This is a genomic window from Paenibacillus sp. QJM3NY_38, from assembly GCF_056173265.1.
Genome location: NZ_CM149665.1, coordinates 5,404,538 through 5,419,803, shown reverse-complemented (window position 1 = coordinate 5,419,803; position 15,266 = coordinate 5,404,538). Strand labels below are relative to the sequence as shown.

10 protein-coding genes are annotated in these 15,266 nt (G+C 49.0%); all 10 read left to right on the top strand.

Annotated features, from left to right (window positions below):
- Window positions 1-105 precede the first annotated feature (105 nt).
- Entirely contained in the window at window positions 106-1,722 is a 1,617-nt protein-coding gene (locus tag AC0VZ8_RS24960; protein WP_475484770.1) for an ABC transporter substrate-binding protein, read from the top strand.
- A gap of 28 nt (window positions 1,723-1,750) precedes the next feature.
- The gene (locus AC0VZ8_RS24955) at window positions 1,751-4,216 is read left to right on the top strand and encodes a PfkB family carbohydrate kinase (RefSeq protein WP_475484769.1); all 2,466 of its coding nucleotides are present in this window, start codon (window positions 1,751-1,753) and stop codon (window positions 4,214-4,216) included.
- Window positions 4,213-6,492 (top strand): GH32 C-terminal domain-containing protein, encoded by a 2,280-nt coding sequence (locus tag AC0VZ8_RS24950; RefSeq protein WP_475484768.1) that lies wholly within the window; start codon window positions 4,213-4,215, stop codon window positions 6,490-6,492. Before AC0VZ8_RS24955 ends, AC0VZ8_RS24950 begins: the two co-directional genes overlap by 4 nt.
- Before the next feature lie 81 nt (window positions 6,493-6,573).
- Window positions 6,574-8,229 carry a glycoside hydrolase family 172 protein gene (locus AC0VZ8_RS24945; RefSeq protein ID WP_475484767.1) on the top strand — a complete coding sequence of 552 codons (1,656 nt, stop codon included), beginning with the start codon at window positions 6,574-6,576 and terminating at the stop codon, window positions 8,227-8,229.
- Between the two features lie 2 nt (window positions 8,230-8,231).
- Entirely contained in the window at window positions 8,232-9,656 is a 1,425-nt protein-coding gene (locus tag AC0VZ8_RS24940; protein WP_475484766.1) for a GH32 C-terminal domain-containing protein, read from the top strand.
- A gap of 230 nt (window positions 9,657-9,886) precedes the next feature.
- Window positions 9,887-10,546 carry a TetR/AcrR family transcriptional regulator gene (locus tag AC0VZ8_RS24935; RefSeq protein WP_475484765.1) on the top strand — a complete coding sequence of 220 codons (660 nt, stop codon included), beginning with the start codon at window positions 9,887-9,889 and terminating at the stop codon, window positions 10,544-10,546.
- A gap of 2 nt (window positions 10,547-10,548) precedes the next feature.
- Window positions 10,549-10,917 (top strand): DUF4180 domain-containing protein, encoded by a 369-nt coding sequence (locus tag AC0VZ8_RS24930; protein WP_475484764.1) that lies wholly within the window; start codon window positions 10,549-10,551, stop codon window positions 10,915-10,917.
- A gap of 61 nt (window positions 10,918-10,978) precedes the next feature.
- On the top strand, window positions 10,979-11,629 hold the full coding sequence (locus AC0VZ8_RS24925; protein WP_475487757.1) for a formylglycine-generating enzyme family protein: 651 nt from the start codon (window positions 10,979-10,981) through the stop codon (window positions 11,627-11,629).
- 315 nt (window positions 11,630-11,944) lie between these two features.
- Window positions 11,945-12,898, top strand: a complete 954-nt coding sequence (locus AC0VZ8_RS24920) for a glycoside hydrolase family 43 protein (RefSeq protein WP_475484763.1) — start codon at window positions 11,945-11,947, stop codon at window positions 12,896-12,898.
- A gap of 608 nt (window positions 12,899-13,506) precedes the next feature.
- Entirely contained in the window at window positions 13,507-15,240 is a 1,734-nt protein-coding gene (locus tag AC0VZ8_RS24915) for an extracellular solute-binding protein (protein WP_475484762.1), read from the top strand.
- Window positions 15,241-15,266: the final 26 nt, after the last annotated feature.

Genomic DNA, 15,266 nt, shown 5'->3' with positions numbered 1-15,266 from the left:
GGGGGATGTGCAGCAAAATCGATCTATCTGCATCCAGACCGCTCCAGTAGAAGAACAAAGAAAATTATCTAGTTTGTGCCACGATCTAAAGGGAGGTTATGTACGATGAAATCTATATTTAAAAAAGCGGGAATTCTTATGCTGGCCGGAGCGTTTGTGCTGAGTGGATGTTCAGGGGGCAGCAAAGACCAGTCAGAAAATCCCGATCAGGCTGCGAATTTCAACAAAACGGGTCTTCCCATTGTGAATGAACAGGTATCGTTAAGGATGGTATCCCCGAAAGCCGCATTGGCGCCGGAGTATACGGAAATGGAAATTTTCAAGCGATTGGAAGCGGAAACGAACGTCAAGATCGAGTGGGAGAACATTCCGGACACCGACTTTGCAGAGAAGAAAAATTTGCTGCTGGCCAGCGGCAACTTACCGGATGCTTTTTACGGAGCCGGATTTTCCGATTACGAGCTGGTTAATTACGGTGAAGATGGTACCATCCTCCCACTGGAAGATTTAATTGATCAATATGCGCCTAATCTGAAAGCGCTCTTAGATCGCCGGCCTGACATCAAGTCCTCAATCACGGCACCGGACGGGCATATTTACGGGCTGCCTTCGTGGGAAGAGAACAACCTTGGAACGAATCCCTTCTTTCACGTTATCAATAAAAAGTGGCTCGACAACCTAGGGCTGAAAATGCCGCAGACTCTGGATGAATATACGGAAGCACTAGTTGCCTTTAAAACGCAGGATCCAAACGGCAACGGCAAGGCCGATGAAATTCCGTTGAGCTTTATGCACATGCAGTGGTGTATGGATATTGCTGGCATATTCGGAGCTTTCGGACTTCCGGATAACATGGAACATCGAATCGTACGCGACGGAAAAGTGATCTTTACCGCTACGCAGCCTGAATATAAGGAAGCGTTGAAATATTTCCATGAAAAATGGTATAAGCAGGGCTTGATTGACCCTGAGTCGTTCACCCAGGACGCCGCTCAGTATCTGGCTAAAGGGAAAACAACAATAGAAACACTCGGCTCCTATATCTGGTGGGAAGTCGATGAGGTGGTCGGACCGGAGCGAAGTGAGGATTATGCTTTGCTGTCTCCGCTCAAAGGACCGAATGGGGATCAATTAATCGGTCGCGGCAACGGTGGCGGCCCAGGACGCGGAGCTTTCGTGATTACAAAAGAGAACAAGAATCCGGAGATTACAATGCGTTGGATCGATCAGCAGTATGAGCCATATATGGCTGCTCAAATCCACTGGGGTCCGCTGGATATCGTATTCGAGAAGGACGAGAATGGGAAATTAGTGAACCTGCCGCTTCCTGAGGGTACTTCCGCAGGCGAATTCCGTCAAAAAGTGGCTCCGGGCGCAGGCGGACCTGGCGTCATTACGATCGAAGATTTGGGAAAAGTAGTTGATCTGGAACCTAGAGCCCAGCAGCGCGTCAAAGACTTAGAGAAATATTATGATCCTTATATGGAAAAGGAAAACTATCCGAGTATCTTCTTTGAGCCTGAAGAACTGGACAAAATTAATAGAATTGAGCCCGAATTGATTAAGTATGTCAATACCCAACGAGGAAAATACATTGTTGATGGCGGTGTGGATGAACAGTGGGACAGCTATGTGAAGACGCTGGAGAAAATGGGTTTGAACGAGTTGATGGAAATCTATCAAAATGGGCTGGATCGTTATAATGCAAATCTAAATAGATAAATAATCAAACGACAGGTGGGGAGAAACTGTGCTTGATGTAATAGCCATTGGGGAACTATTGATAGACTTTACTCCGGCAGGGCGATCAGACGGGGGCAACGAGCAGTTAGAATGCAATCCCGGAGGGGCTCCAGCTAACGTTGCAGCCGCACTAGCCCGTTTAGGAGCCAAATCTGCTTTAGTCAGCAAGGTTGGTAAGGATCACTTCGGTTCGTTGCTGCAAGGCGCGTTGCTTAGCTGCGGGGTCGACGTTAGCGCGCTTTCGTTTACGGATGAAGCAAAAACAACGCTGGCATTTGTCCATTTGGATGACAGCGGAGACCGATCGTTCAGCTTCTACAGGCAGCCGGGAGTGGATACTTTGTTACGCTCGGAGGATGTCCCATTTGACAGGATTAGGAACTGCCAGGTGCTGCACTATGGTTCATTGTCGATGACCCATGAGCCGGCACGCACAGCAACAAGAGCGGCAGTCGTTAAGGCCCAGGAGGCTGGAGTTCTGCTTTCATTCGATCCAAACATCCGGTTTGCGTTATGGGAGAGTAAGGAGGAAGCGAGGCAGAACATCCTGTGGGGCATGAAGCATGCAGACATTTTGAAAATATCAGAAGAAGAGCTTTGCTTTATTACGGGTATAACCGATGTTGAAAAGGGCTCACTTATGTTACAGCAACAATTCGGCATCGCCTTCATTGTCGTTACGATAGGTGAACAAGGCTGCTATTACCGGTTGGCTGCTCATGAAGGTTATGTCCCGGGTTTCCAAGTGAATACCATCGATACGACGGGGGCCGGCGACGCTTTTCTAGGCTGTTTGCTATATAAAATACTGGAATGCGATATTTCTTTAAATAAACTAGAAAAACAGCAAATCATCAGCATGTTGACTTTTGCCAATGCTGGCGGAGCATTAGTGACAACACGGAAAGGGGCACTTCAATCAATGCCGACGATAGATGAAATCAATAAGATCATGGAGTCAAATAAACAGATGGATGAGAGATTTAGACCGGGAATTCATTTTTCGCCTCCATCCCATTGGATGAACGATCCGAACGGATTAGTCTATTATGAGGGAGAATATCATCTGTTTTATCAGCACCATCCCTTTAGTAATAAATGGGGGCCGATGCACTGGGGTCATGCCATAAGTCAGGATCTGATTCACTGGCAGCATGAGCCTATCGCTCTGTTCCCAGACGAGCACGGAGCCATATTCTCCGGCTGCTGTGTAGTTGACTTTAATAACAGCAGCGGACTGTTCGCGGGCACCCATGGACTGATTGCGATTTTTACTCATGCGGACACAAGTCCAGAAACCGGACAGCCTCGCCAGCGGCAAAGCCTAGCTTACAGCAGCGATAAAGGAAGAACCTGGCACAAGTATGAGGGAAACCCGGTTCTTGCCGAGCCTGATTTGGTAGACTTTCGGGACCCGAAAGTGTTCTGGCATGCACAAAGTGAGCGGTGGGTAATGACCATTGTCGCCGGGGACCATGTTCGGTTTTATGGATCAGAAAACTTGCGTGATTGGTCGCTTACAGGGGAATTCGGCCATGAGGTAGGCTCGCATGATGGTGTTTGGGAGTGCCCGGATCTGTTTGAATTGCCGATCGATAACAGTGGGCGTTCTAAATGGGTGCTTATCATCAGCATTGGGGATAACCCCTCCTGTCCGGAAGGATCACGAACGCAATATTTTATCGGAGAGTTTGACGGTAATAATTTCATTAACGACAATTCGGCTGATCATATCATGTGGCTGGACTATGGTCGGGACAACTATGCAGGGGTCACCTGGTCGGATATACCTGAGCAAGACGGACGGCGCGTGATCATCGGATGGATGAGCAACTGGAAATATGCCAACGAGACGCCTACCGGTGCCTGGAGAGGCGCAATGACGCTGCCGCGGGCTTTGTCATTGACCCATCGGGATGAGAACATCGTTCTAACCCAAATGCCCGTCCGGGAAATCAAGCAACTACGGAAAGAGTCGAAGAACTGGAATATGCTCACGGTTGCACCTGAGTCACCTTACTTGCTGAAGACGAAGGATGACTTGCTGGAAATCGAAGCGGACATCGATATTCAATCCGCTGGCGAGGTTTATATCAGCATGCAATCGTCCGGGCAGAGCGAAACGATCATTGGTTATGACCCTGATCGCCAATGGCTATTCATCGACCGTTCCCAATCGGGCATGACGGACTTTCATCCGTCGTTTGCGTGCAAGCATGGCGCCGGATTGGTTCCGAAAAATGGGAGAATCAAGCTGCATATCTGGCTTGATCGCAATGCGGTTGAAGTGTATGCGAATGAAGGTCTGGTTGTTCTGACGGATCAAATTTTCCCGGATGCCCCGATTAATGAGCTTTCAATAAGTACGAAATCAGGGCAGGTTTTGCTGAACTCGCTCCATGTCCATGCGCTTCAGTCTATTCACGCTTCCAATAACAACTTAAAACAGACATCAGGGAGGGATGAAGCGTGAGTCAAACATCCGACAATCAGGGGCTGATGATGTATTGGCCCTTCGATGAAGGAATCGGAGCCAATGCCGTGGAGAATTTATCTCAAGTACGGGATGATATTCAGTACGTATGGAATCAAGCCGAGTTTACGGAATCCAGCAATCCGCAGTGGAGACCGGGAGTCATGGGAAACGGGCTGCTGTTCGATGGTTACTCGACATACATTGCCCATCGGTTTAAAGAGGGAGATGAGAACCGAGCGGCAGAATATCAATCAGCATTGAGTATAGGAGTATGGGTGGCTCCCCGTTCCTATGAATGGGGATTTGATGGTAAGCTGTCAGCTATCGTGAACCGCTACAACATGGATCGTCAGCAGGGTTATCTGTTGGGCATGTTCCGTCATGGCTCCTGGTCCTTCCAAGTCGGGTTGGAAGGAGGAGACTGGAAGGAGCTTTGGTCGCCTGACGGTCTTGAACTGCCCAAAAACAAATGGTCTTATGTAAATGCTGTGTTTGATGGGCAGCAAGGGGAAATGAAATTGTACTTAAACGGCAGCAAAATCGCTTCGGCTGAGCTGCCTCGTCATTCCCGTTTGGCCGAAGCGGTAGACACGGAACTGCTTATTGGCAAAAATAATCACAGCAGCCAATGGGCGGGCGTGTTTAGTCTTCACATGTTCAGCGGTATCATAGATGAACTCAAGATTTATAATCGTGCTTTGAGTTCGGAGGAGATTGCCGAATCTTATCGGCAAGTGTTGAATGATGCCTGCGGGGGAGCTCATCCGCAATTAGCGTATGATGAGATCAAATTGGATCGGACGCCTTTGCTTCTGGATCGGCACAGACCGCAGTATCATGCCAGCCCGCCGGCGCATTGGATGAACGAGCCCCACGCTCCAATCTATTTTGATGGCCAATATCATCTATTCTATCAGCATAACCCTCTTGGACCATTTTTTTATCACATTCATTGGGGTCATTGGGTAAGCGAGGACCTGGTGCATTGGCGTGATCTTCCAGTGGCATTAGCCCCTGAAAAGGATCAGCTTGCACCAGATGGGATTTGGTCGGGAAGCGCGACCTATGATGAAGACGGCCTGCCTGTCTTGTTCTTTACGGCGGGTAATGACAGTGCTTCGCCGAATCAGAGCGTGGCGCTTGCACGAAGTACTTATTCCCAGGATGGAGATCCGGAACTGGTTCATTGGGTCAAGCATCCGGTGCCGTTGATTGTACAGAAGAAGGGCATGGGCGTATACGGGGATTTCCGGGATCCGTTCGTGTGGAAGGACGAAAACGGATGGTTTGCTTTGGTCGGGTCCGGGATCGAAGGCGAAGGTGGAGCAGCTCTGGCTTTTGCGTCTCAGGATATGCTGAATTGGACATACAAAGGGCCATTGTTTAAAGCCGATATTCAGAAGTTTCCTTATCTTGGACCCATCTGGGAGCTTCCCGTGCTTCTTCCCCTTGGCAGCGACAAGCAGGGAGTGGATAAGCATCTTTTACTGGTTAGCCCTGTGGGACAGGGAGCGGATGTCGAAGTATTCTATTGGATCGGGCAGCTTGACAAGCAAAATCTATCATTTACTCCGGATCAAGAGGAACCGCAATTGATTGACCTTGGTGATTTCCATTTTACCGGTCCGAGCGGAATGGTTGATCCAAAGACCGGCAGAAAAATCATATTTACGATAGCCCAAGGCGACCGGACGCTTGAACTGGAATATCAGTCGGGTTGGGCTCATAACGCCGGTTTGCCGCTAAGCGTGTATTTGAGGGAGGATGGACGGTTGGGGATTGAGCCGATACAGGAGCTTCAATCGCTGCGCGGCTCGAAACGGCTATCACTCCGGGATAAATCATTGGCTGAGGCTAATGACCTGCTTCAGGATGTTCAAGGCGATATGCTTGAGATCCAATTGGAAATAGATCCGGCCAGTGCCAAACGATTCGGGATCAAGATCCGGCGAACACCGGATGGAGAAGAAGAGACCCTTCTGTATTATGATATGAACCAATCCACGTTCTCTGTCGACCGAACAAAAACCACGCTTCACCCGGGAGAAAAGTGCGGAGGAATTCAGGGCGGCAATGTGGAGCTCTTAGGGGAGAATCTAAAGCTTCATATTTATTTGGACCGCTCCATGGTTGAAGCTTATGTTAATGGATTGAAAAGCCTGACGACCCGGGTGTATCCGAGCCGTAAGAGTGCTCAGGGACTTGAGATTTGGGGAGATGGGGATCTAGTGGTTAAATCATTGGATATATGGGATATGCAGGCCATTTGGTAATGTGAGCGCTTAGGCGCTCCTTACCATTTGGGTAAAGGGACTGATGACCAAGAAAACGTGCAGGTACAAAGGAGAGACTACATGAATCAAACTGAGCAGGTTTATACGTATAAAGACCTTGTAAAGAGATTATATGATCTTGAATCGCTTGCTGTACCGCCGCAGGCTGGTGAGAAATCGGGCTGTTTTTCAAGCTTTGACCGGAGCTCCATTTATAATGCCGAGACAGGCTTATACGAGAATTGGGGAGCTAATGATGACGGTGGAGGCTTCATTCGTAAGGAAGGAGACAGCATCGTCGCCATGGAACTGGATGGTCCCGGCGTCATCTGGAGATTCTGGTCCGCGCTTCCCGAGGATGGACATATCCGGATTTATATTGATCATGCCGATACCCCCGTGATCGATCAGCCCTTCCGGGATTATTTTGAAAAATTCAATCAGGAAGGGCCGCCATCCAATTTTCCGAATCTGTCGCCAACATTGTCTCGCGGAAGAAACTGCTTTATTCCCATCCCATTTCAAAAACACTGCAAGGTGTTGCTGGATAAAGGTTGGGGTGCTTATTATCACATAACGTACACCACCTTCCCTGCCGGGGTCCAACTTCCGGCCTTTAACGGGAGCTTCGACAAGGAGTCTGCTATTGCACTGGCTGAAGCAGACCGGATTTTACAGCAAAGAGGAACGTTCTCGTTTATGAAAACTGAAGGGTTCTCTACTGAGAGCATTACGGTATCCGTCCCAGCAGGCGGCAAAGCGTTGCTTTTGGATAAACAGGGGGCAGGTGCTATATCCATGATCCGACTGAGGACAGACATTGGACCCAAAAGCGAAGAACAGCAGCGTATCATGGCTAGGCAATTGGCTATCTCGATGAAATGGGACAATGAAGAAACCCCTTCCGTATGGGCTCCGCTGGGCGATTTTTTTGGGGGCGCGCCCGGGATCAAGCCGTACCGCTCTCTGCCCCTCGGCATGAATGAACATGAAATGTACAGTTATTGGTACTTGCCATTCTCGGAAGGGGCTAGGATTGAAATTGAAAATGACGGGACGGAGGCATGCGAGATTTCGGCTGAGATTTGGTATACTCCTATATCCAAGTCTCATGCGGAGAACCTCCTGCGTTTTCATTCCAAATGGCATCGGGATGATTATCTGGATTTGGATACGGAGCGCTTCAAGGGAGACGGAGATCGCTGGCCGGATTGGCCTCTGCTGCTGACGAAAGGCCGGGGAAGGTTCTGCGGCGTTCATCTGCATGTGTACAATACCTGGGAGAAGCCGGATGAGGAAGCCGAAACCTGGTGGTACGGACTTTGGGATCGAAAAACGATCGACTGGTGGTGGGGAGAAGGAGACGAGAAGTTTTTTGTGGATGGCGAATCCTTTCCGTCGACGTTCGGAACGGGCAGCGAGGATTATATTGGCTATGCCTGGGCGGCCGAGCCGCCTTTCCCGATGTTTGACAGTGCTTTCGCCAGCCAGCCGTTCATCGAATTGGATGCGAACGGACATACCTCAGTCAACCGATTTCATATTTGCGACAATGTTCCCTTCATGAACTCCTTTGAGGGATTTATTGAGAAATACAAGGGGAATCATTGGAACGCCAATAACCAATGTGTGTATGCCGCCACCGTTTATTGGTATCAGGAGCGGGGCACAAGCGATGCGTACATGCCCGTTTCCTTGGGTGCACGATTAAGCCACTTAAACCATCGGGAGGGATGAGAATGAAGGAATTTTTCTATCGACCGGAGAACGCCTGGGTAGGGGATGTAATTCCCTATTATGAAGACGGGGAGTTTAAGCTGTTCTATCTGCACGGTTGGCGGGATAATTATCGAGAGGGCCTTGATCACGGCTGGTATCTTATTGGAACGAAGGATTTCGTGAACTATCGGGAAGAAGGGGCCTGTAAGATCGAAGGCGGCACCGGTCACATTTTGAAAGTGGACGGCATCTATCATATGTTTTACTGCATATTTCCACCGGGCAAGCAGCTGGTCTGTCATGCGATCAGCAGAGACTTAAAGACCTGGGAACCCATTCCCGAGGATACTTTTGCAGCTGACGACTGCATCTATGAGCTTTCCGATTGGCGCGATCCCTTCGTGTTCTGGAATGAAGAAGAAGGTCAATATTGGATGCTGCTTTCGGCGATGGCGAAAGGGCCGACCAATCGGAAAGGATGCACCGCGCTGCTGTCATCCAAGGATCTGAAAACTTGGGAATATCGCGAGCCTCTGTACGCGCCAAATCTGCACGTGGGAGCACACGAATGCCCCGATTTGTTCCGGATCGGGGATTGGTGGTATTTGATCTACTCTTCTTATACGGGAAGATTTGCAACATTTTATCGAATGAGCCGTAGCCTGAATGGCCCTTGGATTACTCCAAAGGAAGATACATTCGACGGACGAGCCTTCTATGCGGCGAAATCCGTTTCAGACGGTGAGAAGCGCTATCTGTTTGGATGGAACCCAACAAAAAACGACGATTTATTTGGTTGGAATCCACCGAACTCCCGAGGCAAGGATTACAATACTTGGGATTGGGGCGGGAACCTGATCGTGCATGAAATCGTGCAACGTCCTGATGGCACCCTTAGTGTCAAAGTGCCTGAAACAGTCGATGCTGCATTTAAAGAACCGGTGCCCGTGAGTTTTAACCGCGTTGAGGGAGCGTGGATCGATTCAGATCGCTCGCTCTCCTGCGAGACACCGTATGGGTTTGCTGGCTGCACGACCCGGGAGGATCTCCCAGATCAATGCAAGATATCCGCGCGTGTTTCATTCTCCGAGCATACACAAGGACTTGGGTTCATGCTGCGAACAGAAGACTTCTTGGATACGGCCTATTATGTCACGCTCGAACCGCAACGAAATCGCCTTACCTTCCGGGGGGCGATTATGCAGTCGGAAGAGGGAGGGAAAACGTTCCCTTGTGAGGTGGAGCTGGAACGACCGATTCAGCTTTTACCCGACCAGGCCTATGAAATCAAGGTATTCATGGACGGTTCTATTTGCGAAATTTACTTAAATGATGAAGTTGCGATGAGTGCGAGAATGTACAATATCCCTCGGGGCAAGCTTGGTTTGTTTGTCAGTCAGGGCAGTGCTCAATTCAGCGATGTAAAAATCAAGACCAGAGGATAAGATTCCCTAATGAAACAACCAAAAGAAAACCCCAGTCTTTGAAAAAGACCGGGGTTTTTGCATTGGATGCATTCATAATCTACAGGATTACAAGTGGATTGGTGAGAAACGGTTGCTTCACCAAATCGCATTTGGGAGAAATTTGACAATATGTGCTACTTTTGTGTACACTCTTTTTATTCCGACTGTTCAGTATAAATAAAATCAACAAAGATACAGGTGAAGAAATCATGCCCAAATTAGGAATGGGACCGAAGCGCAGGGCAGAGGTCATTAATGCCACGTTAACCTGCATTAGCATGTATGGAATTGACGGCATGACGCTGGATAAGGTGGCTGATCATGCAAACTGTTCCAAAGGAGTTGTCACATATTATTTCAAGAATAAGGATCAACTGACGATCGAAGCCTTCAAATCGTTCTTGGCGTACTATGGACTGAAGATCGAATCAGGCATTGAGCATACGATGACACCGGGAGAAATGATGGATCTTACCCTGAAGTTTATACTTCCCCCGCTCAGCGATGACGCGGATCGTACGATTAATGTGTCGCAGCTGGACGGGGTCGACAAGATGTATATTCCGCTTGCGGATCAAGCCAAGCTCTTTGTCCAGTTTTACTCAAAGGCCATGCTGGATCGCAATTTGCAGGAAGTTGTATCGAAGAGCTACGAGACGGATCTCCAAGGCATCGCTAAGATCATGGATTATGGTAATCGGGCGGGACAGATGTCCGTTGAGGATCCACACAGTGCTGCCTATGGTGTGCTGGCGATGGCTATAGGTCTGAGTTTTTTTCGAGTTGCTAGCGTTCCGCCAGCCAACGGCGACGACAATCGGTACATATGTGAGGATTATGTAAGAAGACTTACCAAAACAGGAGGGTGACTATGAATATAGAGAAGATTGAAACCGATGGAGGAACGATAGCGGTCGTTAGCAGTAATGAAATATTAATTGAGGATGTTCAGTCTGCATTGGATCTTATGGCAACCGTGCAATATGAAACGGGCAGCCATCGTATGGTAATGAATCAATCGATATTCAGTGAAGCTTTCTTCGATTTGAAGACCCGCCTTGCAGGCGAAATCCTTCAGAAGTATATCAATTATCATGTGAAGGTGGCGATCATCGGTGATTTTTCTGTGTACCCGAGCCAAAGCTTGCAAGATTTCATATATGAATGCAATAAGGGGAACGACTTCTTTTTCTTGCAGACTGAACAGCAAGGGATTGAACGGTTAAGCAGGGTGAACTAAGAGATGAAAACCGGGAGGAAGATCATTGTTAGCACCTGGATTTAATCCAAATGAATATCCGATGGTGAGCATTCCGGCAGGCGAAATTCAATTAAGGGACGACCGTATCCAATCTTCTTGGGCGGTTGAAGTGAACGCTTTTCAGCTTGCGCCGGTTCCCGTTACGAAGGCGTTATATTTCTCGCTTATGCCACAGTCAACCGGATTTGTTGAGGTCATGCAGGCTCCGGTCGTGGATGTATCATGGAATGATGCGATTGAATTCTGTAATGTGCTATCTCGACACTCAGGTCTGGACGAATGTTATTCGGTCACGAAGGATGGTGAGTGTGTTATATGTACCTGGGAGGCGGATGGATACCGCCTTCCGACGGAAGCGGAATGGCAATATGCGTGCAGAGCCGGGAGTGATGGCTATCGTTACGGAGAGCTCGATGACATCGCTTGGTATGAAGGGAATTCCGGGGGAGCCCTGCATGAGGTAGGCACAAAGCATCCGAATGCCTGGGGCCTTTACGATATGCTCGGAAATGTGTGGGAGTGGTGCTGGGATGTATACGATCCGGTTGTATACGGCTCGTACAGAGTATTCCGCGGCGGAAGCTGGGCGGAAGAGGCCAGGGGCTGCGGGGCGACATGCCGTCGCCGAAGCCATCCGACGTTTCGGATTGAGGATCTTGGGTTTCGTTTGGCAAGATCGATTTCACGATAAAGCTGATCCTTCGGGACCAGCTTTTTTTTGATCGTGCAGCACCTAGCGAATTTCCAATAAACGCATCGAAACGCCGTCAATTTTCTCCAGATGGTAATTGATGATAGACCATCCATACTTCACTATAACTAAACATGTCATATAATATAACGCGATGAATATTCGTGAAATTGCGTATAGACAAGGCTGGAAGACATCAGTAAGATTGGGTTTAACTTTTCACGGGAGGTGTGGGGAGCTAAAGGGAGTCAAGGGTTGAATTGCCGGAGTGTTGATCAAAAACCAGGAAATTCAAGGGATAAGGGGGATAAGAAGATGGTGCATGGACCAACATTCAACAATCCGATCGTAGAGCAAGCAGCCGATCCTTGGGTATGGAAGCATACGGACGGCTATTACTACTTTATGTCGACGAGACGCGGATATCTGGAGCTGACGCAATCCGCTACCTTAACTGGCCTTGCGGAGGGCCGCAAGAAAACGATCTGGACTCCGGAAGCCGGCGGACGTCATAGTCATAACCTGTGGGCGCCGGAAATTCATTATGTGGACAACAAATGGTACATTTATTTCACGGCAAATGATGGGGGAGGCGACGAGTCGCGCCAAATATGCGTGCTGGAGAACGGGGAGCCTGATCCGATGGAAGGCGAGTGGGAATGGAAAGGTGCGCTGCCGACTCCCGTCCCCGGCCTGGATGGTACGGTTATGTCCATAGGGGATCAGCTTTATTTCCTGTATGCCGGGTACGGTCACTTCCCGGATTATGGGTCTGCTATATACATCATGCGCATGACAAACCCTTGGACATTGACGGGAGATCATGTATTGCTTACTGCCCCGACCCTATCCTGGGAAAAACAAGGCGGAATGGCCATTAACGAAGGACCTGTCGTCCTTCAGCGAAACGGCCGCATCTTCCTGGTATACTCGGCCAGCACCACCTGGTCTGAGGATTATGCGCTGGGGATGCTCACGATGGATGAAACTGCGGATCCGATGGACCCGCTTTCCTGGACTAAGTCCATGGAGCCTGTATTTTGCAAAAGCGTGGAAAACGGGGTGTATGCTACCGGCCATAACAGCTTCACGCAATCTCCGGATGGCAAGGAGGACTGGATTGTCTACCATGCGCTTCCAGCGCCTGGAGTAGATACGGTCTTGCGATCAACCCGCATCCAGAAATTCGGCTGGAAGCCGGATGGAACTCCGGATTTCGGCGTACCCGCTGGCGAGTCTGAGGCTCTGGCCAAACCGTCCGGTGAATAATGTATGCGGATTCATAACAAGATCCAAGAGTAGATGATAGTGGCAAGGGGCGGTAAATGCTGCAAGGGTGTAAGTGAATATTCATAGAATTCGATAAACCCCCATTCATTACAGATTATCTGTAATGAATGGGGGTTTATTACGAATGAGAGTAAAACGTGTAAGACACACATATCCATAACGAAAATCGTGGGTTTAAAACGGCGATTCCTTTTTACATAAGGGTTATAAGTCTATGGATTGTTTCCAATATCCGAAATTAAAAGTCCGGATTTTAAAAAATGAATAAATTAAGTTACGGAATTTGTGTATGAAAGCGTTGACAGAATGATGTTATAAACTTATACTTCGGTTAAAGATACAGGATAATTGTATTAAATGAGTGTGTAGGGGTTGGCAATGCCGTCAATTACCATGTGAAAAAGGGGATCCATTGGAATGACCATGAGGAAGATTTGCATTTCAGACTGGGGGTGCTTAGACACTGCGAAGATGAAGGATGATAGATAGCAAGTTTTAAACAGGCACCTCTGAAAAACTACGGAATATAGATCCTCTGCGCTAATGCGGAGGGTGCTCGTAATTATTCATATCATGGGAGGTTAAGCATGAACAGAACGATGAAGCGTTATTTCACTCTGTTATTCATATCCATATTGATCATTTCGACGGTAACCGCTTGCAGCGGCAAGGCAAGTGACGAGCCAGACAATACCGTAACCCAAGAGGAAAGCGCAGAGAAGAACGAGGTGACATTCGAAGATATCAGCGGGGACATACGGGGCAATAAAGCACCGACACAGGAACAAATCGATGAAGTCAACGGCACACTCAATGATACATACCTCGGTGATGTATTTGACGAAGTCATTCCTAGCGATTATTCTGCTTATCCCGTCAAAGGCGATGTGGTGCTGGATGTATGGATGCCTGCCAACTCCAACATCCCGGATATGAATAATCACTTGGTTCAGAAGCAGGTGGAGAAGCTGACCGGCATTAAGGTGAACTTCATTACGCCTCCCGTCGGACAGGAAGCGGATGCTTTTACCTTGATGATCTCCTCCGGCGAGCTGCCGGACATCATCATTGATCCGGGGCGTTATCCGGGAGGTTTCGAAGCGGGGGTAAACGATGGCGCTTACCTCGATCTGACCGACCTGATGGAAAAGCACGCTCCGAATTATTCGGCATGGCGGAACTCGGACGAAACGAGAAGAAAAACGACCGTGACCGACGATGGCAGGCTGCTGGGCTTCTACGGCATCGCGCCGTACTCCGAATGGACCTGGTTCGGCATGCTAATTAAGCAGGAAGCGCTGGACAAGACAGGACTTCCAGTCCCGACGACGATAGACGAATGGTATGAATTCCTGAAAAAAAGCAAGGAAGTCGGATACAAGGCGCCGCTGAATTACGGCTCGACGTACGGCCAAATTTTTACCGGCATCATTAATGGCGCATATGGCGTCTGGGACTGGACCTTCTTGGATGAAAACGGCAAGGTCGCATGGGGCCCGGCACAGCCGAAAGCCAAGGAATATCTCGCGACCATGCAGCAGTGGAACAAGGAAGGCTTGCTGAATCGGGACTGGGCCACCGCCGATTTCAATCAACGGATGGCAAGCGCGATTTCCGACGATACGGCCGTCATGATGGATTCCCCTGACACGATGTGGAGCTATTGGAAAGTGCAGAACGATATTGATTTCGTGGGGGCGCTGAATCCTGTTCTGAATGAAGGGGATAAATCCGCAACCACCTATAAAAACTTCAAAAGAACGGGAACCAGTGCGGCCATTACCACCCAGAGCGAAAATGTTGAAGCCGCGATGGCGTGGCTGGATTTCAACTATTCCAAAAAAGGCTGGGAGCTCATCAACTTCGGCGAGTACGGTACCGTGCATCTGGTGGATGAGCAAGGAATGCCTTATTATCCGGAAAACAGTTACATGTACAATGATCCGGAAGGCCAGCCGGTCGATGTTACGCTTTGGAAATACCGCTGGCACAGTTGGCCGAATATCCGCGACGAGCATCACGCCAACCCGTTGATTACGGCGAAAGGAAGCTATTCTGGAGATATTCGCAAGGACTGGACGGAGAACATGGATACCAGCATGGCGATGCCGCCGATCACGTTTACGAAAGAAGAAGCCTCGCGTGAGGCCGAGCTTGGAAACCAGTTATCCACGCTGCGCGGAGAATACTTTGCGAAGATCATCATGGGTGAATTGCCGATCGATGCTTACGATAAATTTTTGAAGGAAGCGCAAAGCATGGGACTGGACGAATTCTTGAGTCTCCATCAGGCGGCCCTGGATCGGTATAACCAACGATAGTTTCCATATTAAGAACAGGTGGTTGA